Below are 18,924 nucleotides of genomic sequence, written 5' to 3' on the forward strand. Positions count from 1 at the left end.
GGGACTGACAGAATCCAAGTGTCTCCTACGGGAGTGAGTGCTCGGGAAAGGGGCCGGTCGGTGCGCGCAGGGGGAGGAGCGGCTCGCCGCCGGAGGGGGACGGCCGCGGGGCTGTTCGGAGCGGCGGTCCTGGTCGCCGGAACGGTCCTGACCTCGGGCGGCGCGTACGCGCAGCCCTCGCCGTCGCCCGGCGGTCACAGCGCCGGGCACGGCGGGGACGACAGCCACGACGGCAGCCGTGACGGCGACCGCGGCGAGCGCGACGGCGGGAAGGGCGACCACGGGAAGGGCACCGGCCGGAGCCGGCCGGGCGAGAGCCCGTCCGCGACGCCCACCCACCGGTCCGGGCCGTCCGCCGCCGCAGGCCGAACGCCCGCCGCGCGCCCGGCCCCCGCGGCGGGCGCCGTGCTGGCCGCCGCCGAGGTCGGCCCGGAGGCCGCCGTCCCCACCGCGCAGGGCCTCCAGCAGGCCCTGGCCGCCGCCCTCGCCGACCGCGGCCTCGGCGAGGTCACCTTCGCCGTCGCGGACGCCTCCGCCGACCGGTTCCTGTACGGCTCGGGGGAGAACACCCCGGCCACCCCCGCCTCCACCACCAAGCTGGCCACCTCGATCGCGGCGCTGTCGCTCATCCCCGGCGACACCCGGCTGAGCACCAGGGTGGTCCGCGGCGCGGACCCGGGCACGATCACCCTGGTCGGCGGCGGCGACCCGACGCTGACCGCCCTGCCCGCCGACCAGGTCCGGATCGGCGGGCAGCCCGCCGACGCCGACACCGCCCCGGCCTCGCTGGACGCGCTCGCCCGGCAGACCGCCGCCGCCCTCGCCGCCGCCGGCACCACCACGGTCAGGCTGGACTACGACCTGTCGATGTACACGGGCAGTCCGCAGCACCGCAACCACGACGCGCAGAACATCGCCCTGGTCGTCCCGTTGATGGTGGACGAGGCCAAGGTGGACCCGAGGAGCCGCGAGGAGGCGCCGGCCCGCGTCGCCGACCCGGCCGGCGCGGCCGCCGAGGCCTTCGCCGCCCTGCTCAGGACGCAGGGCATCACCGTGGAGGGCCGGGCCAAGGCCGCCGCGGCCCCGGCCGCCGCCGACGCGCCCGTCCTCGGCCGGGTGGACTCGCCCACCGTCGACCGGCTGGTCGAGCGCCTGCTGACCACCTCCGACAACCAGCTCGCCGAGGCGATCGCCCGTCAGGCCGCCCTGGCCGCCCACCAGCCGGCCGGTTTCGAGGGGGCGGCCGCCGCCGTCACCCAGGAGCTCGCCCGGCTCGGGGTGCCGATGGCCGACGTGGTGCTCAACGACGGCAGCGGCCTGAACCCGGGCAACGCGATCCCGCCCGCCGTCCTGGTCCGGCTGCTCTCCCTGGCCGCCTCCGACCGGTACCCCGCCCTGCGCCCGGTGCTCACCGGCCTCCCGGTGGCCGGTTTCACCGGCACCCTGGGCAAGCGCTACGGCTCCGGCTCGGGCGCGGCCGACGCGGCCGGCCTGATCCGGGCCAAGACCGGCACCCTCAGCGGCGTCAACACCCTTGCCGGCACCGTCGTCGACGCCGACGGCCGGCTCCTGGCCTTCGCCGTGATGACCCGCACCACCGCCCCCGCCGACACGGCCCGCGCCGCGATGGACCGGATCGCCGCCCGGCTCACCGCCTGCGGCTGCCGCTGACCCGCCCGCCCCGAGGCCGCCGCCGGGCCGGTGCGCCGATGACGACCCGCCCGCGGCGGGCACCCGCCCGGGTGCGGGCCCGGGCCGAGGTGTTCGGGTCGGGTGGCTGCCGCAGGCGGCGGGGAGCACGTACGGTGAGGGCATGACGAGCGCGAGTGGCGGTGCTGACATGGTCGACTGGAACCTCGCGGTCGCAACCGCGACCAGGCTGATGCGGCCGGGGCCCGAGGTGAGCCGGGCGGAGGCGGCGGCGGTGGTCGCCGAGCTGCGCAGGCACGCCCTGGCGGCGGAGGAGCACGTACGGGCGTTCACCGGCATGCGGTCGTCGAGCCTGGCGCAGGCCGCGGCGACGCCGGTGCTGGTGGTGGACCGCCCCGGGTGGGTGCGGGCGAACGTGGCGGGCTTCCGTACGGTCGTCCAGCCGCTGGTGGAGAAGTTGCAGGCGCGCCGGACGGGCGGCGCGGCGGCCGGAGTGTTCGGCACGGTGGGGGAGAAGGCGACCGGGATCGAGGTCGGGGCGCTGCTGGCGTTCCTGTCGACCAAGGTGCTGGGCCAGTACGAGACCTTCGCCCCGGCGGAGCCCTCGCTGGAGACCCCGGACAGTCCGGCGGCGCTGTTCGACAAGCCGCGGCTGGGGCCGGAGGGCCCCGGGCCGGGCCGGCTGCTGCTGGTGGCGCCGAACATCGTGCACGTCGAGCGGGAGCTGGACGTCGACCCGTCCGACTTCCGGCTCTGGGTCTGCCTGCACGAGGAGACCCACCGGACGCAGTTCACGGCGGTGCCGTGGCTGCGCGACCACATCCAGTCCGAGGTGCAGTCCTTCCTCGCCGAGACGGACGTCGACCCGGGCGCGCTGCTGGACCGCCTGCGGGACGCGGCGGGTTCGCTGGGCGGGCTGCCGGGCGTCGGCGGCCGGGAGAGCGCCTCCTCGGCGAACCTGCTGGAGATCGTCCAGTCGCCCTCGCAGCGCGAGATCCTCGGCCGGCTGACGGCCGTGATGTCGCTGCTGGAGGGCCACGCGGACGTGGTGATGGACGGGGTCGGCCCGGCCGTCGTGCCGACGGTCGCGGAGATCCGGGAGAAGTTCCAGCAGCGTCGGGACCGCGGCGCGAACCGGCTGGACCTGCTGCTGCGCCGGCTGCTGGGCATGGACGCCAAGCTGCGCCAGTACCAGGACGGCGCGGTGTTCGTGCGCGGGGTGGTGGAGCAGGTCGGCATGGAGGGGTTCAACCGGGTGTGGACCTCCCCGAACACCCTGCCGACCAAGGAGGAGATCCACGACCCGACCGCCTGGGTGGCCCGGGTGGCGCGCTGAGCGGCCCGGTGGCACAGGCGGGTCGTGAGCCGGGCGGCAAGCGGCGCGTGGTGGTCAAACCCGCTCGTACGAGTGGTCCAATCGGGCAGACGACGAGTGAAGAAGCGTTTCTTCATTCACCCGAACGTGGGACGGTGGTCGTACCGGTGGCGCGGGTGGCGTAGCGGGTCGCTCCTTTCTGCCACCATCTGTGAGCGCCCGGTAACAGGGCGCTCACGGCAGGTGCGCGGTCCCGCCGCGTCCGCCGCAGTCCTGTCCCCCTTCCGCCGAGGAGTTCTCCGCCGTGGGCCCTCACCCCGCCGTCGCCGCGATACGCCTGGCCGTTCGCCGCACGCTCACCGACCTCGCCGCCGAGGTCGGTTCCACCTTCACCGCGCCCGTGCGCTCGCCCCGGGAGCGCCCGGCCGGTGCGCCGCTGGTCGGTGCCGCCGTCGGCACCACCCTGATCGGCAACGCCGCGCGCCACCCGTCCGGACTGCCGCGCACCCCGGCCGCGCCCGGCTCGCCGCTGGTCCTGGTCGCCGTCAGCGGCGGCGCCGACTCGATGGCGCTGGCCATCGCCGCCGCCTTCGAGGCCCCCAAGATCGGCCTGCGGGTCGGCGCCGTCACCGTCGACCACGGCCTCCAGCCCGGTTCGGCCGAGCGCGCCGACCAGGTCGCCGAGCGGCTGCGCTCGCTCGGACTCGACCCGGTCGAGGCGGTCCCGGTGCGGGTCGGCCGCGCCGGAGGCCCGGAGGCGGCAGCCCGGGACGCCCGCTACACGGCCCTGGACGAGGCCGCGGACCGCCACGGCGCCGTCGCGGTGCTGCTCGGCCACACCCGGGACGACCAGGCCGAGACCGTGCTGCTGGGCCTGGCCCGCGGCTCCGGCTCCCGCTCGCTGGCCGGGATGCCGGCCCAGAAGGGCCGCTACCGCCGCCCGCTGCTGGAACTGGACCGGGCCGCCACCCGGCAGGCCTGTTCCGCCCAGTCGATCCCGGTCTGGGACGACCCGCACAACTGTGATCCCGCCTACACCCGCTCCCGGGTCCGCCACGAGGTGCTGCCGGTCCTGGAGAAGCACCTGGGCGGCGGCGTGGTCGAGGCGCTGGCCCGCACCGCCCGGCTGTTCCGCGACGACGCCGACGCCCTCGACCAGTGGGCCTCTTTGGCCGAACGCGACCTCCGTACGGGGGAAGGCGCCCTGGACGCCGCGAAACTGGCCGAACTGCCGTCGGCGGTCCGCCGCCGGGTGCTGCGCCGGGCCGCGCTGCGCGCGGGCTGCCCGGCCGGGGACCTGTTCGCCCGGCACCTGGAGACCATCGACCTGCTGGTCACCGGATGGCGCGGCCAGGGGCCGCTGCACCTACCCGGGGGCGTCGAGGCCACCCGCAGGTGTGGCACGCTGGTCTTTCGGCGGCAGGGCGACTGACGGGCGAGGCATGCCCCGGGGGAGCCGGCCGCCGGCCACAAAGACCCCGAACGTTTGAGGACGTATCCCCGGTGGACCAGAACGACATGGGCGCTGACCTCGCGAAGGTGCTCATCAGCAAGGACGAGATCGACGCCAAGCTCTCGGAGCTGGCCGAGCGAATCGACCGGGACTACGCAGGGAAGGACCTGCTGATCGTCGGCGTCCTCAAGGGGGCCGTGATGGTCATGGCCGACCTGGCCCGGACCCTGCACTCGCAGGTCACCATGGACTGGATGGCGGTCTCCTCCTACGGGATGGGCACCAAGTCCTCCGGCGTGGTCCGGATCCTGAAGGACCTGGACACCGACATCGCCGGCCGTGACGTCCTGATCGTCGAGGACATCATCGACTCCGGTCTGACGCTGTCCTGGCTGCTGGGCAACCTGGGCTCGCGCGGCCCGGCCTCGCTGGAGGTCTGCACCCTGCTGCGCAAGCCGGACGCGGCCAAGGTCGAGATCGACGTGAAGTACGTCGGTTTCGACATCCCGAACGAGTTCGTGGTCGGCTACGGCCTGGACTACGCGGAGAAGCTGCGTAACCTCCCCTTCATCGGCACCCTCGCCCCGCACGTCTACGGCGGCTGAGGGTCCGTTCGGGCTAGGGGCGGGAACAGTAGGTGGTTCCCGCCCGTTGGACCGAGGGACCAAAGAACCAAAGCCGTGTCGCCGTGCTCCCGCCATGGGTGGGTCCCACTGCGGTACGGTCCAATAAACCGCTCTTCACATGAGCACCGAACCGGATGCGCCGCGGCCCACAGCCACACGGCGCCGCTGAGTGGCAGGAGGGACGGGGCGGCAACGCCCCGCATGGATGGACGTCAAGCGATACTTCCGTGCGCCGATCATGTGGATCGTGCTGGCCGTCCTCGCCGTCATCGTACTGATGCAGGTCGTTTCGGACTCGAACGGCTACAAGACGGTGGACACCGGTCAGGTCGTCGCAGCGATCGATGCGCACAGCGTCAAGTCGGCGCAGATCACCACCGGTGACTCGAACACCATCAAGATCCAGCTGAAGGACGGCGCAACGCTGCCCAACGCCGGCACGGGCAAGACCCCGTCCGGTACCAAGTTCCAGGCCTCGTACATCGGCGACCAGGGCGTCGCCATCGCCGACAAGCTCCAGGCCCAGATCAACGACAAGGACCCGAACACGCTCGCCGAGGGCTACACGGTGAGCCCGGAGAAGCAGAGCACCTTCGTCAGCCTGCTGCTGTCGATGCTGCCGATCGTGATCATCGTCCTGGTCTTCCTGTTCCTGATGAACCAGATGCAGGGCGGCGGCTCCCGCGTCATGCAGTTCGGCAAGTCCAAGGCCAAGCTGCTGACCAAGGACACCCCGAAGACCACCTTCGCCGACGTCGCCGGTGCGGACGAGGCGGTCGAGGAGCTCCACGAGATCAAGGAGTTCCTCCAGGAGCCGGCCAAGTTCCAGGCCGTCGGCGCCAAGATCCCCAAGGGTGTGCTGCTCTACGGCCCGCCCGGTACCGGCAAGACCCTGCTGGCGCGTGCCGTCGCGGGCGAGGCCGGGGTGCCGTTCTACTCGATCTCCGGCTCGGACTTCGTCGAGATGTTCGTCGGCGTCGGCGCCAGCCGTGTCCGCGACCTCTTCGAGCAGGCCAAGGCGAACGCCCCGGCGATCGTCTTCGTCGACGAGATCGACGCCGTCGGCCGGCACCGCGGTGCGGGTCTCGGCGGCGGCCACGACGAGCGCGAGCAGACCCTCAACCAGCTGCTGGTCGAGATGGACGGCTTCGACGTCAAGGGCGGCGTGATCCTGATCGCGGCGACCAACCGCCCCGACATCCTGGACCCGGCGCTGCTGCGCCCGGGCCGCTTCGACCGCCAGATCGCGGTCGAGCGCCCCGACCTCCAGGGCCGTCTGGACATCCTCAAGGTGCACCAGAAGGGCAAGCCGATCGCGCCCGACGTCGACCTGTCGGCCGTCGCCAAGCGCACCCCCGGCTTCACCGGTGCCGATCTGTCGAACGTCCTCAACGAGGCGGCGCTGCTGACCGCCCGTTCGGACAAGAAGCTGATCGACAACTACATCCTGGACGAGGCGATCGACCGCGTCGTGGCGGGTCCGCAGAAGCGCACGCGGATCATGTCCGACAAGGAGAAGAAGATCACCGCGTACCACGAGGGCGGCCACGCCCTGGTGGCGGCGGCCTGCCAGTACAGCGACCCGGTGCACAAGATCACCATCCTGTCCCGCGGCCGGGCCCTCGGCTACACCATGGTGCTGCCGGAGGAGGACAAGTACTCCACCACCCGCAACGAGATGCTCGACCAGCTGGCGTACATGCTGGGCGGGCGCGCGGCGGAGGAGCTGGTCTTCCACGACCCGACCACCGGCGCCTCGAACGACATCGAGAAGGCCACCGCCACGGCGCGGGCGATGGTCACCCAGTACGGCATGACCGAGCGGCTGGGCGCGATCAAGTTCGGCTCCGACAACGCGGAGCCGTTCCTGGGCCGTGAGATGGGCCACCAGCGCGACTACTCGGAAGAGGTCGCCGCGCTGGTCGACGAAGAGGTCAAGAAGCTCATCGAGAGCGCGCACAACGAGGCCTGGGAGATCCTGGTCGAGAACCGCGACGTGCTCGACAACCTGGTGCTGGAGCTCCTCGAGAAGGAGACCCTGAACAAGGAGCAGATCGCCGAGATCTTCGCGCCGATCGTCAAGCGCCCGACCCGGCCGGCCTGGACGGGCTCCACCCGTCGTACGCCGTCCACCCGGCCGCCGGTGCAGTCCCCGAAGGAGCTGGCGCTGACCAACGGCGCCGCTGCCGGGGCCGTCGCGCCGGTGGACGTCGTCAAGCTCCCGCCGCTGCCGGCCGCGGAGCCGCCGACCGAGGGCTGACCCCCGCAACCAAGGGGAATGGATGCCGCGTCACCAGGGTTTGTACCCTGGAGGCGCGGCATCCGTGCTGTTCAGCCAGAGTCTTCCCCACATGTAAGCGAGGCCCGCATGATCGACCCGGTGACGCTCGACGGTCCGTCCACCGTCGGGACCTTCGACCAGAAGCGGGCCGAGAACGCCATCCGCGAGCTGCTGCTCGCCGTCGGTGAGGACCCGGACCGCGAGGGCCTGCTGGAGACCCCGGCCCGGGTGGCGCGCGCCTACAAGGAGATATTCGCGGGCCTGTGGCAGGAGCCCGAGGACGTCCTCACCACCACCTTCGACCTCGGCCACGACGAGATGGTGCTGGTCAAGGACATCGAGCTGACCTCGGTCTGCGAGCACCACCTGGTGCCGTTCCGGGGCGTGGCCCACGTCGGGTACATCCCGTCCACCAGCGGCAAGATCACCGGGCTGTCCAAGCTCGCCCGGCTGGTCGACGTCTACGCCCGCCGCCCGCAGGTGCAGGAGCGGCTGACCAGCCAGGTGGCCGACGCCCTGATGCGGATCCTGGAGCCGCGCGGGGCGATCGTCGTGGTCGAGTGCGAGCACATGTGCATGTCGATGCGCGGCATCCGCAAGCCCGGCGCCAAGACCATCACCTCGTGCGTGCGCGGCCAGCTGCGTGACCCGGCCACCCGGGCCGAGGCGATGAGCCTCATCATCGGGCGCTGACCGGCTGACCGGCTGACCGGCTGACCGGAGAACGGCGGCGCGGCGGAACGGCTCAGGGCACCTCGTGCTCCGCGTGCGGCGGAGCCGGGGTGCCCAGCGCGTTGCGGCGCTCGGGCATCCGCAGCGTGACCATCCGGCGCCAGCCGAAGGCGCGGTCGTACAGGTAGAGCGCGTGCACCCCCAGGGTGACCGCGGTGAGCCGCCGGCGCGGCCAGCGCAGGATCCGGGCCATCCGGGCGGTGACCGCGAGGCCGACGTCCCGGTGGGTGCGGATCTCGCCGCGGGCGCTGGTCTCCAGGGCGTGCCGGATGTACGGGCCATGGCCCTGGGCCAGCAGCCGCAGCAGCTCCTCGTGGCAGTACGCGAGGTGGTTGTCCTCGTCGGCGGAGATCATCCGCATCGCCCGGCCGAGCTCGGGCTCGTCCCCGTACACCTTGACCAGTTGGCGCATCTGCTCGGCGGCGCGCTGCTCGGTGACCCGGCTGTGCGCGAGGTAGGTGATGATCTCGCGGTCGGTCAGCGGGACGTCGCTGTTCAGCCGTTCGTGGGAGAGGCCGACGCCCTGGCGCTCCAGCAGCATGCAGTAGTCGGCCTCGTCCGGGACCGGCACCTTGGGCAGGCCGCGCTTGGTCAGCAGTTGGGTGAAGATCCGGCCGTGCTTGCGCTCGTCGGCGCCGTGCCGGGCGACCTTCGGCGCGAGGACCGGGTCCCGGGTGAGCGCCGTGATCCGCTCGTTCTCCCAGCCGCCCTGGTCCTCGCCGCCGGCCGCGATGCTGCAGAACAGCTGGTACGCCTGGTCGTTCCGGTAGATCTCGTCGAACAGCGATCGGGTGCTCAGCACGGGGCCTCCTGCGCGGATCCGGGGCGGCGCCCGCCGGGCGGCGGGCGGACGGCCGCGATACGTTCCCCCGGGCCGCCCCGCCGGTCGGGCCGACCGGCGGGTAATCACCCGCACGCGTCAGCCGAGGTGCGCGCCCAGCCATTCGAGCGAGGCCGGCAGCTCCCGGGTCCAGCTGTCGAAGTTGTGGCCGCCGTCGTCCAGGTAGAGCGAGTCGACCTTGAACTGGGGATTGGCCGCGGCGACCTGGGTGGCCTGGTCGACGAACTGGACGGTCTGCGGGTAGTCGCCCTCCTTGCGGGTGGAGACCACCAGCAGGCTGAGCGCCGGGACCGGCAGGTTCTGCAGCCGCCAGCCGAGGTCGTGCTGCTGGGTGAGCGCCTTGTCGCCGTTGAAGAGGTCGCCGTTGGTGTAGTTGTCCTGGCGCACGGTGAAGTCGCCGTGCAGGCTCGCCGCGCTGCCGAAGACGTTCGGGAAGCGCATCGCCAGGCGCAGCGCGCAGCTGCCGCCGGTGGAGTAGCCGAAGGTGGCCCAGGAGCCGGCCGTGCGGCCGACCCGGTAGCTGCCGCGGACGGCGTCCGGCACGTCCTTGACGAACCAGGCCTCGGTCCGCGGCCCGTTGGGGACGTCCACGCACTCGGTGTCCCGGGCCGGGACGACCGCCGGGCGGGCCATCACCACGACGGTCGGCGGCATCTTGCCGGAGCGCTGGAGCTCGTAGGCGGTCTGGGGGAGCGGCAGGTCCTTGACCAGGTTCAGCGAGACGCCCGGGTAGCCGCCGATGGCCAGCAGGACGGGGAAGCGGACCAGGGCGAACTTCGGGTCGAAGTACTCGGGCGGCAGGTAGACGAACATCTGGTCGGAGAATCCCGTCTCCTTGCCGCTGACCCGGACCGACTCGACCTTGCCGACCTCCTCGGGGGTGCCCTTGGGCAGGTTGGTGACGGTCTCCAGGCCGCCCTCGTTGCTGGGCTGGACCAGCGCGTCGGCGACCGGGGTGCCGCCCTTGTGGTTCTCGCTGCTGGTCAGCGCGAGCTTGGCTCCGCCGGGGCTGAGCAGGTCGCCCCAGGACGTGTAGAACCCGAAGGTGTTGTTCACCGACAGGGCGAGCACGGCCATGGCCGAGACTTGAACCACCGTCATCAGGCCGATCCGGCCGAGCACCGGCAGCGGGCGCTGCCTCGCCAGCCGGGGCCAGATCCACAGGGTGGTGACCAGGGCCGCAGCTCCGAGTGCGAGCAGCGAGTTCACCAGCGCGTCGCTGGTCAGTTCCATGCGGTCGGCCTTCCGGTGGGACACTGTCGGTGCGGGCTTCATCGTCTGGCGGTCCGTCAGCCCGGGCCACCGCGGCTAGGCTGTCCGGACGCCCGGGCAGGGGCGGAGGGCGGGGGGAGCCCGAGGCAACCGGCACCCTAGAATGCGGCGTCCACCGTACGTAACGCGTCCCGGAGGGTCCTGCCGCGCCACGCGGCGGCGGACCCCCGGCTCCCACCGCCGGCTCAACCCGCAGCGCTTCCACGGCCCCGGTTTACCGACCGTTTCCGGGTCCTTGGTATGCGCATTGCCTGATGAAGGAATAGGCATGAAGGTCCATCACGCGTCCTCCCCCGGAGTGACGGGACACCGCACCGCAGCCTCTACGCTGAGCTTCCATGAGCGTTCCCGTGTCCGTTGAGCCGAGCCCCGAGCAGCCGCCGCGCCGTCGTCGCGGCCTGCAGACGCTGCGTACCCAGGCGGCAGCCGTCCCGAGGGCCTGGCTCCCGGGGGCGGTCGGCTACGCCTGTCTGCTGATCGGACTGATGGACATCGCCGGAGCGGTGTTCCCCAAGCTCCGGCACACCAAGATGCACACCTTCGCCGGGCAGCTGCCGGGCGGCACCACCAGCCTGGCCGCCGTCGGCACGCTGATGGTCGGCATCCTGCTGGTGCCGCTGGCGCACGCGCTGCGCCGGCGCAAGCGGCGGGCCTGGCGGGCGGTCTGCGTGCTGCTGCCGGTCAGCGCGGCCCTGCACATCGTGCGCTGGCACCAGATCGGCCCGGCGGTCGTCTCGCTGATCGTCCTGGTCGTGATGCTGGTCCACCAGCGCGAGTTCTACGCCAAGGCCGACCCGCGCACCCGCTGGCGGGCCGTGGTCAACCTGGTCGTCATGGGCGTCCTCAGCGTGCTGCTCGGCCTGCTGATCGTGAGCACCCGCACCAAGTACGAGATCGGCCACCCGGGACTGGTCGAGCGGCTGCAGCACGTCGGGTACGGACTGTTCGGCTTCGAGGGCCCGATCCGCTACAACAACATCCGGATGTCCGACCTGGTCGCCTACCTGCTCGGCGGGCTCGGTCTGCTGACCGCCTTCACCACCGCCTACCTGGCGCTGCGCCCGGGCAAGCCGAAGCCCGAGCTCACCGCGGAGGACGAGGAGAAGGTCCGCGAACTGCTGGTGCGGCACGGCGAGCGCGACTCGCTCGGCTACTTCGCGCTGCGCCGCGACAAGAGCGTGCTGTTCTCGCCCACCGGCAAGGCCGCGATCTCCTACCGGGTGGTCTCCGGCGTGATGCTCGCCTCCGGCGACCCGGTCGGCGACGTCGAGGCCTGGCCCGGCGCGATCAAGGTGTTCATGGCCGAGGCCCGCGAGCACGCCTGGGTGCCGGCCGTGATGGGCTGCAGCGAGGTCGGCGGCGAGGTCTGGACCCGCGAGGCGGGCCTGGACGCGCTGGAGCTGGGCGACGAGGCGATCGTCGACACCGGCACGTTCTCGCTGGCCGGCCGGGCCATGCGCAACGTCCGCCAGATGGTCAAGCGGATCGAGCGCAACGGCTACTCCTGCAAGGTGCGCCGGGTCTCCGAGCTCACCGCAGAGGAGAAGTTCCGGGTCGCCGACGCCGCCGCCCGCTGGCGCGGCACCGACACCGAGCGGGGCTTCTCGATGGCGCTGGGCCGCTTCGGCGACCCGCTGGACGACGACTGCGTGGTGGTCACCGCCCACAAGGACCCGGAGGAGGGCGAGAGCGGCGACGACCTGAAGGCCGTGCTGCACTTCGTGCCCTGGGGGCCGGACGGCATCTCGCTGGAGCTGATGCGCCGCGACCGCGCCGCCGACCCCGGCCTGAACGAGCTGCTGATCGTCGCCGCGCTGCAGGCGGTGCCCGCGATGGGCGTGCGCCGGGTCTCGCTCAACTTCGCGATGTTCCGCTCGGCGCTGGCCCGCGGCGAGCGGATCGGCGCCGGCCCGGTGCTGCGCGCCTGGCGGGGGCTGCTGGTGTTCCTGTCGCGCTGGTTCCAGATCGAGTCGCTGTACAAGTTCAACGCCAAGTTCCAGCCCGAGTGGGAGCCGCGCTTCCTGGTCTTCCCGAACACCCGGGACCTGCCCCGGATCGGCTTCGCCGCGATGCAGGCGGAGGCCTTCATCACCCTCGGGATGCCCCGCTTCGGCCGCAAGCGCCAGCGTCAGGGCCTGATGCCCGTCCCGTCGACCCGTGAGGTCACCGAGGCCGCCTGAGGCCCCCGGGGCGCCCGCTGCGGCGGGCGCCCCGGGCAGTGCGGCTCCGTGACGGGCCCCCGCCGGGAAACCCCGGCGGGGGCCCCGTTCGATAATGGGGGCATGAGCACTTCGCCGTCCTTCTCCCTGCCGGCCGGTCTGCCGCGGCTCGAACGCTGCGCCGTGATGGGCGTGGTCAACGTGACGCCCGACTCCTTCTCGGACGGCGGGCTCTGGCACGACCCGGCGAAGGCGATCGCGCACGGCCTCGCCCTGCGCGCCCGCGGCGCGGACCTGGTGGACGTCGGCGGCGAGTCGACCCGGCCGGGCTCGCAGCGGGTGCCCGAGGAGGAGGAGCTGCGCCGGGTGGTCCCGGTGGTGCGCGAGCTCGTGGACGCCGGGGTGACGGTCTCCGTCGACACCATGCGCGCCTCGGTCGCCGAGCGGGCCGTCGCGGCCGGCGCCGCGATCGTCAACGACGTCTCCGGCGGGCTCGCCGACCCGGCGATGGCCCGGGTGGTCGCCGAGACCGGCGCGCCCTTCGTGGTGATGCACTGGCGGGGGCAGTCCGCCGACATGGACCGGCTGGCCGTCTACGGCGACGTGGTGCGGGACGTGGTCGCCGAACTCGCCGACCGGGTGGAGGCGCTGCTGGCGGCCGGGGTCAAGGAGGACCAGCTGATCCTCGACCCGGGGCTCGGGTTCGCCAAGACCCCCGAGCACAACTGGGCGCTGCTCGGACGCCTGGACGCGCTCACCGCGCTCGGCCGTCCCGTCCTCGTGGCGGCTTCGCGCAAGCGGTTCCTGGGTACGCTGCTCGCCGACCCGGCAACCGGGGAACTGCGCCCGGCCCGGGAGCGCGACGACGCGACGGCGGCGGTCTCGGTGCTGTCGGCCCAGGCCGGAGCCTGGGCGGTGCGGGTGCACGACGTGTCCGGCACGGCGGACGCCGTCCGGGTGGTCGCGGCCTGGCAGCGCGCGGCGCGTGGGGTGAGGGAGGGTCTGTGACAGGTGACGGCAGGTTGAGCGGTGGGACGGCCGGACAGGCCCGCGAGGCGGACCTGGAGGCCGTTCTGGCGGCGAACCGAGCGCTCTACGAGGCGCTGGAGCGGGGGGACCTGGAAGCGGTCGAGGAGGCCTGGCTGGGCGCCGCGGACGCCGACGACAAGGGCGGCGTGGTGTGCGTGCACCCCGGCTGGCCGGTGCTGCGCGGCCGGGCGCAGGTGACCCGCTCGTACATGCTGATCATGATGAACACGGAGTACATCCAGTTCTTCCTGACCGATGTCGAGGCCGAGGTCCACGGCGATGTGGCCCTTGTCACGTGCACCGAGAACATTCTGTCCGGCGGGGAGTCGGAGGAGGAGGGCGAGCTCGGACCGCTGGTCGGCGGAAAGGTTGTCTCGACGAATCTGTTCCGCCGTACCCCGGCCGGGTGGAAGCTCTGGTCGCATCACGGTTCACCCGTTCTGACCAGCGGTGACGAGGACGACGAGGACTGATTCCGGCAGCCGCGGAAATATGGTGCCGGGGCGCCGCCCGGGAATTCCCGAGTGGTCACCGAACGTTCACGTCAATCGCCATTCCGGTGCGCGTGGCGTCGTTTCGTGCCGGGTAGGACGGTCAGGCGTTGTCCGTGCTCGCGGGTAGATTCGAAACGGAGTGGCGGGCCTGCCGCCCGCCTTCGCCCTGCCCGTCCATGCCTTTCTCCGGGCGGGGCCCGTCCGACTGGGAGCAGTGATTCGTTTGCTGGACCGCGTCACCCTGCGGGGGCTGCGTGCCCGGGGCCACCACGGCGTCTTCGAGCGCGAGCGCGTCGAGGGCCAGACCTTCGTGGTCGACCTCGTGCTGTACCTGGACACCCGCCCCGCCGCGTCCGGAGACGACCTCACCCGCACGGCGCACTACGGCATCGTGGCCGAGGAGGTCACCGCGATCATCGCCGGCGAGCCGGTCGACCTGATCGAGACGCTGGCCCAGCGGATCGCCGACCAGTGCCTCGCGCACGAGGCGGTCGAGGAGGTCGAGGTCACCGTGCACAAGCCGGACGCCCCGATCACCGTGCCGTTCGACGACGTGACCGTGACCATCCACCGGGGCCGCGCATGACCGCCGCTGCGCGCCCGGCACTCGATGTAGAGGATTCCCGATGAGCACCAGCGACCCGACCGCCGCGCCGAACGCGTTCGACCTGGAGAGCAGGCTGGACTCGGCCGACACCACGCTGCACAGCCAGCGGTGTGCGGTGATCGCGCTCGGCAGCAACCTGGGCAACCGGCTGGACACCCTCCAGGGTGCCGTCGACGCGCTCGCCGACACGCCCGGGCTGAGGATCAAGGCCGTCTCCGCGGTCTACGAGACCGAGGCCGTCGGCGGCCCCGAGGAGCAGCCGAACTACTACAACGCGGTCGTCGTGCTGCGGACCTCGCTGCCGCCTCGGGACCTGCTGGAGCGCGGGAACGCGATCGAGGACGCCTTCGGGCGGGTGCGGACCGTCCACTGGGGCCCGCGCACCCTGGACGTCGACATCCTGGCCTACGAGGGCGAGCTCAGCGACGACCCGCAGCTGCTGCTGCCGCACCCGCGGTCGCACGAGCGGGCCTTCGTGCTCGCCCCCTGGCTGGACGCCCAGCCGGAGGCCGAGCTGCCCGGGCACGGGCGGGTGGACGCGCTGCTGGAGGCGCTCGGCGGTCCGGGCGCGCAGGGCGTGAAGCGCCGCGAGGACATCCGGCTGACGCTGCCGGAGTAGGCCCTCGGGGCCGGTGGGCAGGCGCGCCGGTGGGTGCGCGGCCGGCCGGCGGCCGGGGAACTCGACCGGTGGCCCGGCCGTACCAGTAGGTGTCCGCCGTTCGCGCGGGTGCCCGCCCGGCCGGGCCCGGTACGGTGGCCTGGCGCCGTCGCGTCGGGTCACCGGGCGGTCGGCCGGTTCTGGTACCCCGGGAAGGACCTCCTCCGAGTGAAGCTGCTTCGCCTCCGCCTGCTGATCGGCATCACCGCCGCCACGACGGCGCTGTCCTGGGCCGGCTCCAAGCTGTGGGCCTCCCTGGACACGCTGCCGGCCGTGCCGGGCGCGGCGCCGGTGGTACTGGCGGCGGTGGCGGTGATCCTGCTGGCGACCGCGCTGTCCCTGCGGGCGCGGCTGAAGGCGGCGCGCGAGCGCCAGCACGGCGCGAAGGGCGTCGACCCGCTGCTCGCGGCGCGGGCGCTGGTGCTGGGGCAGGCCAGTGCCCTGGTCTCGGCGGTGGTCACCGGCATCTACGCGGGTGCGGGGATCTACCTGCTGGGGGAGCTGGACGTCTCGGCCCGCAAGGATCAGGCCGTCACGGCCGGGTTCGCGGTGCTGGCGGGGGCCGCCGTGATCGCCGCGGCGCTCTGGCTCCAGCACGTCTGCAAGCTGCCGGAGAACCACGACGGCCACAACGGTTCGGGCGGCCCGGCGGCGTCGCACCGTTGACCTGGGCTTTATTGGTGATCTTGGGTGAGATTCCGGGCACGTGCGGTAAAAACCGCCCCCTGTCAAGGGCGGAAGGGGACCCTGGGCTGACACGGCCCCAATTCGCACGCTAGTTTCTTGGCATGTCTCGCGGACGCCACCGTCATTCCTCCGTCCTCGGCCGGGCCTTTCCCCCCACCGCCGCCGGCGTACTGCTGGTAGCCGCACTGGCCGCTCTGTTGTTCAGCCAGGACACCATCCTGGTGCGCTCGGTGGGCGTCGCGGCGGTGATCGCCACGCTCGGCTTCGCGCTGCTGTTGCGCCAGCGGGACAAGGCGGCCCGGGCGGCCGCCGAGATGTCCGCTGCGCAGCGGCTGCGGGCCGAGGAGCGCTTCGAGGAGCAGTTGGCCGAGGCCGAGTACGCGGCCGAGGTCGCCGAGGAGCGGGCCACCCGGTTCGGGCGGCGGCTGACGGCGGAGAAGTCGCGGCTGGCGAAGGCCGAGACCGAGATCGCCCGGCTGCTGCGGGAGCGTGCCGTGGCGGTGGCCGAGCAGGCGCTCAAGGAGGCCGAGGCGGCCCAGCGGGCGCTCGCCGCGAGCCGCCCGAGGTACCCGGCCAGCCCGGCCGCGTACGTCCGTGCCGCGTCCGTGCTGCGGCTGCTGGAGCGCCGTGCGGCGGAGCAGGAGGCGCGGCGGGAGCGTGCGGCGGGTGCGGAGGTCGCGCTGCGGGCGCGGACCGCCCCGGCCGCCCAGGCGAAGCCGGTGCCGGTGGCCGTGCCCGCCCCGCCGGCGCCCGCGGTGCCCACGCCCGCCCAGGCCCCCGCGCCCGTTCCGGCTCCCGTTGCCGCTCCGGCGGCGGCCGAGGCTCCGGCCGCCAAGCCCCCGGTGCAGCCCGCGCCGGTGCGCCCGGCGCTGACGGCGACGGTCGGTCAGCTCGGCGGGACGCAGGCCGTTCCGGCCGCGGCGCCGGCGTCGGCGGAGCGGCAGCGGCCGCGCCCGGTGCAGTCCGGGCAGGTGCGCGGACAGGGCTTCAGTTTCTTCGGCCGCGGCGCGGGTTCGGCCGCGGCGGTCCGGCCGGCGGCCCCGGCGGCCCCGGCCCCGGCGGTGGGCAGCGTCGCCGAGCTGGGGGAGCGGGCCGACCTGGCGGACGTGGTGGGCGACGAGGCGGTGGCCGCCAAGGCCCGGGCCGAGGCCGTCGCGGCGGTGCCGGCCGGCGGCCGGGAGCCGCAGCCGGCCGGGCAGCCGGAGCAGGGCGAGCCGACCGTGGTGGACCTGACGCCGGAGGACGAGACCGAGCTGATCCAGCTGCCGGAGCTGCGCGCCTCGCGCTGAGGGCGCCGTTGCGGCGGGTCGGACACGTCGGGGAACGACCGCGGCGCGGGAAGTCGGGTGGACCGACTTCCCGCGCCGCGGCGCGTTCCGGGGGTGCGTCAGATCTGGACGCCGAAGTCCTGGGCGATGCCCGCCAGGCCGGAAGCGTAGCCCTGGCCGACGGCGCGGAACTTCCACTCGGCGCCGTTGCGGTACAGCTCGCCGAAGATCATCGCGGTCTCGGTCGCGGCGTCCTCGGAGAGGTCGTAGCGGGCGATCTCGGTGCCGCCGGTCGCGTTCACCACACGGATGTAGGCGTTGCGCACCTGGCCGAAGTTCTGGCCGCGGGCGGTGCCGTCGTAGATGGTGACCGGGAAGGTGATCTTGACGGCCTCGGCCGGGAGGCCGGACAGGTTGATGTTGAGCGACTCGTCGTCGCCCGCGCCCTCGCCGGTGCGGTTGTCACCGGTGTGCACGACGGTGTTGTCCGGCGTGCTGGTGTTGTTGAAGAAGACGAAGTGGGCGTTGGACAGCACCTTGCCGTCCGCGTTCAGGACGATCGCGCTGGCGTCGAGGTCGAATTCGGCGCCGGTCGTGGTGCGGACGTCCCAGCCCAGGCCGACGGTGACCGCGGACAGGCCGGGGGCCTCCTTGGTCAGCGAGACGTTGCCACCCTTGGAGAGGCTCACTGGCATGACGATTGCACCCTTCGTTCGCTTCGTTCGCTATTTCCCGGGACAACGCGATACCGCGGGGGCTTGGTTCCGCAGGTGCCGTGAATTCTTCGCGGGCGTGAATGGCGGGGCAAAGCGCGGGCAAAGGACGGGTGTCAGATCCGCCGGAACCGGCCCTGCAGCGACCAGATGTTCGGGTTGTCGGCCAGGTCGGGGTGCATGTCGAACAGGTCGGCGAGGGTGTCCTGGAGGAAGTCCCTGGCCTCGCGCCGGAGGTCGCTGTGGCGCAGTACGGCCGGCGGCCCGTCCGGCAGCCAGGTGGCGGTGACCTCGACCCAGTTGAAGCGGCGGGCGAAGCGCAGCAGCTCGGTGTTCTGGGTGAAGTCGAGGTCGGCGGTCTGCACCCGGGCGGCCCGGTTGCCGGCGGGGTCGCGGTCCAGCTCCTCGGCGATGTCGCACAGCGCCCAGGCGAAGTCGAGCACCGGGACCCAGCCCCACCGGGTGGACAGTTCGGCGCCCTCGGAGTCGAGGTACACGTCGCCGCAGAACAGGTCGTGGCGCAGGGCGTGCACGGACGCGGTGCGGTAGTCCGTCTGCGGGGGGTCGGGGAAGCGGTTGGAGAGGGAGTAGCCGAGCTCGATCACGTACGCCATTGTCGGTGCTCGGGGCGCACGGGGGGAACCGGGGCGCCGGCGGCCGGATAACGGGGTGACCGGGCGGGCCGGGCGCGGGATGATGGGCGCATGCCTGAGCCCATCCGCGTACGGGGGTCGGTGGTCGTCCCCGACGCCGAGCTCGTCTGGCGCTTCTCGCGTTCGTCCGGCCCCGGCGGCCAGCACGTCAACACCTCCGACTCCAAGGTGGAGCTGCGCTTCGACCTGGCGTCCACCGGGGCGCTGCCCGAGGTGTGGCGCGAGCGCGCCCTGGAGCGGCTGGCCGGGCGGCTGGTGGACGGCCGGGTGCTGGTGGTCCAGGCCTCGGAGTTCCGCTCGCAGTGGCGCAACCGGGAGGCGGCCGCGGCCCGGCTGTCGGCGCTGCTGACCGAGGCGTGCGCGCCGCCGCCGAAGGCCCGGCGGGCGACCAAGCCGAGCCGGGGCATGGTCGAGCGGCGGCTGTACAGCAAGCGGCACCGCTCCGAGGTGAAGCAGGGCCGCCGGTCGCCGCGGGGCGGCGAGTAG

Annotated in this window: 18 protein-coding genes; 14 read left to right on the top strand and 4 right to left on the bottom strand. The window is 73.1% G+C overall.

Annotated features, from left to right (window positions below; translation table 11 throughout):
* Window positions 1–60: 60 nt before the first annotated feature.
* From dacB to folE, 6 genes are all read left to right on the top strand, one after another.
* Complete coding sequence (dacB, locus tag ACFQ6N_RS08560; RefSeq protein ID WP_380647813.1) at window positions 61–1,671, top strand: D-alanyl-D-alanine carboxypeptidase/D-alanyl-D-alanine-endopeptidase; 1,611 nt, start codon at window positions 61–63, stop codon at window positions 1,669–1,671.
* Between the two features lie 142 nt (window positions 1,672–1,813).
* Window positions 1,814–2,986: a zinc-dependent metalloprotease gene (locus tag ACFQ6N_RS08565; RefSeq protein ID WP_380647814.1), complete on the top strand. Its 1,173-nt coding sequence runs from the start codon at window positions 1,814–1,816 to the stop codon at window positions 2,984–2,986.
* A 283-nt stretch (window positions 2,987–3,269) separates the two neighbouring features.
* The gene (tilS, locus tag ACFQ6N_RS08570) at window positions 3,270–4,397 is read left to right on the top strand and encodes a tRNA lysidine(34) synthetase TilS (RefSeq protein ID WP_380647815.1); all 1,128 of its coding nucleotides are present in this window, start codon (window positions 3,270–3,272) and stop codon (window positions 4,395–4,397) included.
* Between the two features lie 71 nt (window positions 4,398–4,468).
* Complete coding sequence (gene hpt / locus ACFQ6N_RS08575; protein ID WP_380647816.1) at window positions 4,469–5,023, top strand: hypoxanthine phosphoribosyltransferase; 555 nt, start codon at window positions 4,469–4,471, stop codon at window positions 5,021–5,023.
* Window positions 5,024–5,249: 226 nt separating this feature from the next.
* Complete coding sequence (ftsH, locus tag ACFQ6N_RS08580; protein WP_380647817.1) at window positions 5,250–7,304, top strand: ATP-dependent zinc metalloprotease FtsH; 2,055 nt, start codon at window positions 5,250–5,252, stop codon at window positions 7,302–7,304.
* A 108-nt stretch (window positions 7,305–7,412) separates the two neighbouring features.
* Window positions 7,413–8,018: a GTP cyclohydrolase I FolE gene (gene folE, locus ACFQ6N_RS08585; RefSeq protein ID WP_380647818.1), complete on the top strand. Its 606-nt coding sequence runs from the start codon at window positions 7,413–7,415 to the stop codon at window positions 8,016–8,018.
* A 52-nt stretch (window positions 8,019–8,070) separates the two neighbouring features.
* Here the strand turns inward: folE and ACFQ6N_RS08590 are convergent, their stop codons facing one another.
* Together ACFQ6N_RS08590 and ACFQ6N_RS08595 are read right to left on the bottom strand one after the other, a co-directional pair.
* A complete protein-coding gene (locus ACFQ6N_RS08590; RefSeq protein WP_380647819.1) occupies window positions 8,071–8,859 on the bottom strand; it encodes a ferritin-like domain-containing protein in 789 nt (262 codons plus the stop codon).
* A gap of 117 nt (window positions 8,860–8,976) precedes the next feature.
* A complete protein-coding gene (locus tag ACFQ6N_RS08595) occupies window positions 8,977–10,131 on the bottom strand; it encodes an alpha/beta hydrolase (RefSeq protein ID WP_380647820.1) in 1,155 nt (384 codons plus the stop codon).
* A 377-nt stretch (window positions 10,132–10,508) separates the two neighbouring features.
* Here ACFQ6N_RS08595 and ACFQ6N_RS08600 point away from each other — a divergent pair, with 377 nt between their 5' ends.
* The 7 genes from ACFQ6N_RS08600 to ACFQ6N_RS08630 all read left to right on the top strand — a co-directional run bounded on the left by ACFQ6N_RS08600 (window position 10,509) and on the right by ACFQ6N_RS08630 (window position 17,093).
* Window positions 10,509–12,350, top strand: coding sequence for a phosphatidylglycerol lysyltransferase domain-containing protein (locus ACFQ6N_RS08600; RefSeq protein WP_380647821.1), 1,842 nt, complete (start codon window positions 10,509–10,511; stop codon window positions 12,348–12,350).
* Window positions 12,351–12,452: 102 nt separating this feature from the next.
* The gene (gene folP / locus ACFQ6N_RS08605) at window positions 12,453–13,337 is read left to right on the top strand and encodes a dihydropteroate synthase (protein ID WP_380647822.1); all 885 of its coding nucleotides are present in this window, start codon (window positions 12,453–12,455) and stop codon (window positions 13,335–13,337) included.
* 14 nt (window positions 13,338–13,351) lie between these two features.
* On the top strand, window positions 13,352–13,831 hold the full coding sequence (locus tag ACFQ6N_RS08610; protein WP_380647824.1) for a nuclear transport factor 2 family protein: 480 nt from the start codon (window positions 13,352–13,354) through the stop codon (window positions 13,829–13,831).
* 247 nt (window positions 13,832–14,078) lie between these two features.
* Window positions 14,079–14,438, top strand: a complete 360-nt coding sequence (folB, locus tag ACFQ6N_RS08615; protein ID WP_380647982.1) for a dihydroneopterin aldolase — start codon at window positions 14,079–14,081, stop codon at window positions 14,436–14,438.
* A 40-nt stretch (window positions 14,439–14,478) separates the two neighbouring features.
* Window positions 14,479–15,078, top strand: a complete 600-nt coding sequence (gene folK, locus ACFQ6N_RS08620) for a 2-amino-4-hydroxy-6-hydroxymethyldihydropteridine diphosphokinase (protein WP_380647825.1) — start codon at window positions 14,479–14,481, stop codon at window positions 15,076–15,078.
* Between the two features lie 207 nt (window positions 15,079–15,285).
* Window positions 15,286–15,783: a DUF3180 domain-containing protein gene (locus ACFQ6N_RS08625; RefSeq protein WP_380647826.1), complete on the top strand. Its 498-nt coding sequence runs from the start codon at window positions 15,286–15,288 to the stop codon at window positions 15,781–15,783.
* 122 nt (window positions 15,784–15,905) lie between these two features.
* A complete protein-coding gene (locus tag ACFQ6N_RS08630; RefSeq protein ID WP_380647827.1) occupies window positions 15,906–17,093 on the top strand; it encodes a hypothetical protein in 1,188 nt (395 codons plus the stop codon).
* Window positions 17,094–17,191: 98 nt separating this feature from the next.
* Here the strand turns inward: ACFQ6N_RS08630 and ACFQ6N_RS08635 are convergent, their stop codons facing one another.
* Both ACFQ6N_RS08635 and ACFQ6N_RS08640 read right to left on the bottom strand, forming a co-directional pair.
* Window positions 17,192–17,767, bottom strand: a complete 576-nt coding sequence (locus ACFQ6N_RS08635) for a TerD family protein (protein ID WP_380647829.1) — start codon at window positions 17,765–17,767, stop codon at window positions 17,192–17,194.
* Window positions 17,768–17,901: 134 nt separating this feature from the next.
* Window positions 17,902–18,399 carry a hypothetical protein gene (locus ACFQ6N_RS08640; protein WP_380647831.1) on the bottom strand — a complete coding sequence of 166 codons (498 nt, stop codon included), beginning with the start codon at window positions 18,397–18,399 and terminating at the stop codon, window positions 17,902–17,904.
* A gap of 90 nt (window positions 18,400–18,489) precedes the next feature.
* On the opposite strand from ACFQ6N_RS08640, the gene arfB reads away from it, so the two are divergent.
* Window positions 18,490–18,924: an alternative ribosome rescue aminoacyl-tRNA hydrolase ArfB gene (arfB, locus tag ACFQ6N_RS08645; protein ID WP_380647832.1), complete on the top strand. Its 435-nt coding sequence runs from the start codon at window positions 18,490–18,492 to the stop codon at window positions 18,922–18,924.

This window comes from Kitasatospora sp. NPDC056446 (genome assembly GCF_042796115.1).
Lineage (GTDB): Bacteria > Actinomycetota > Actinomycetes > Streptomycetales > Streptomycetaceae > Kitasatospora.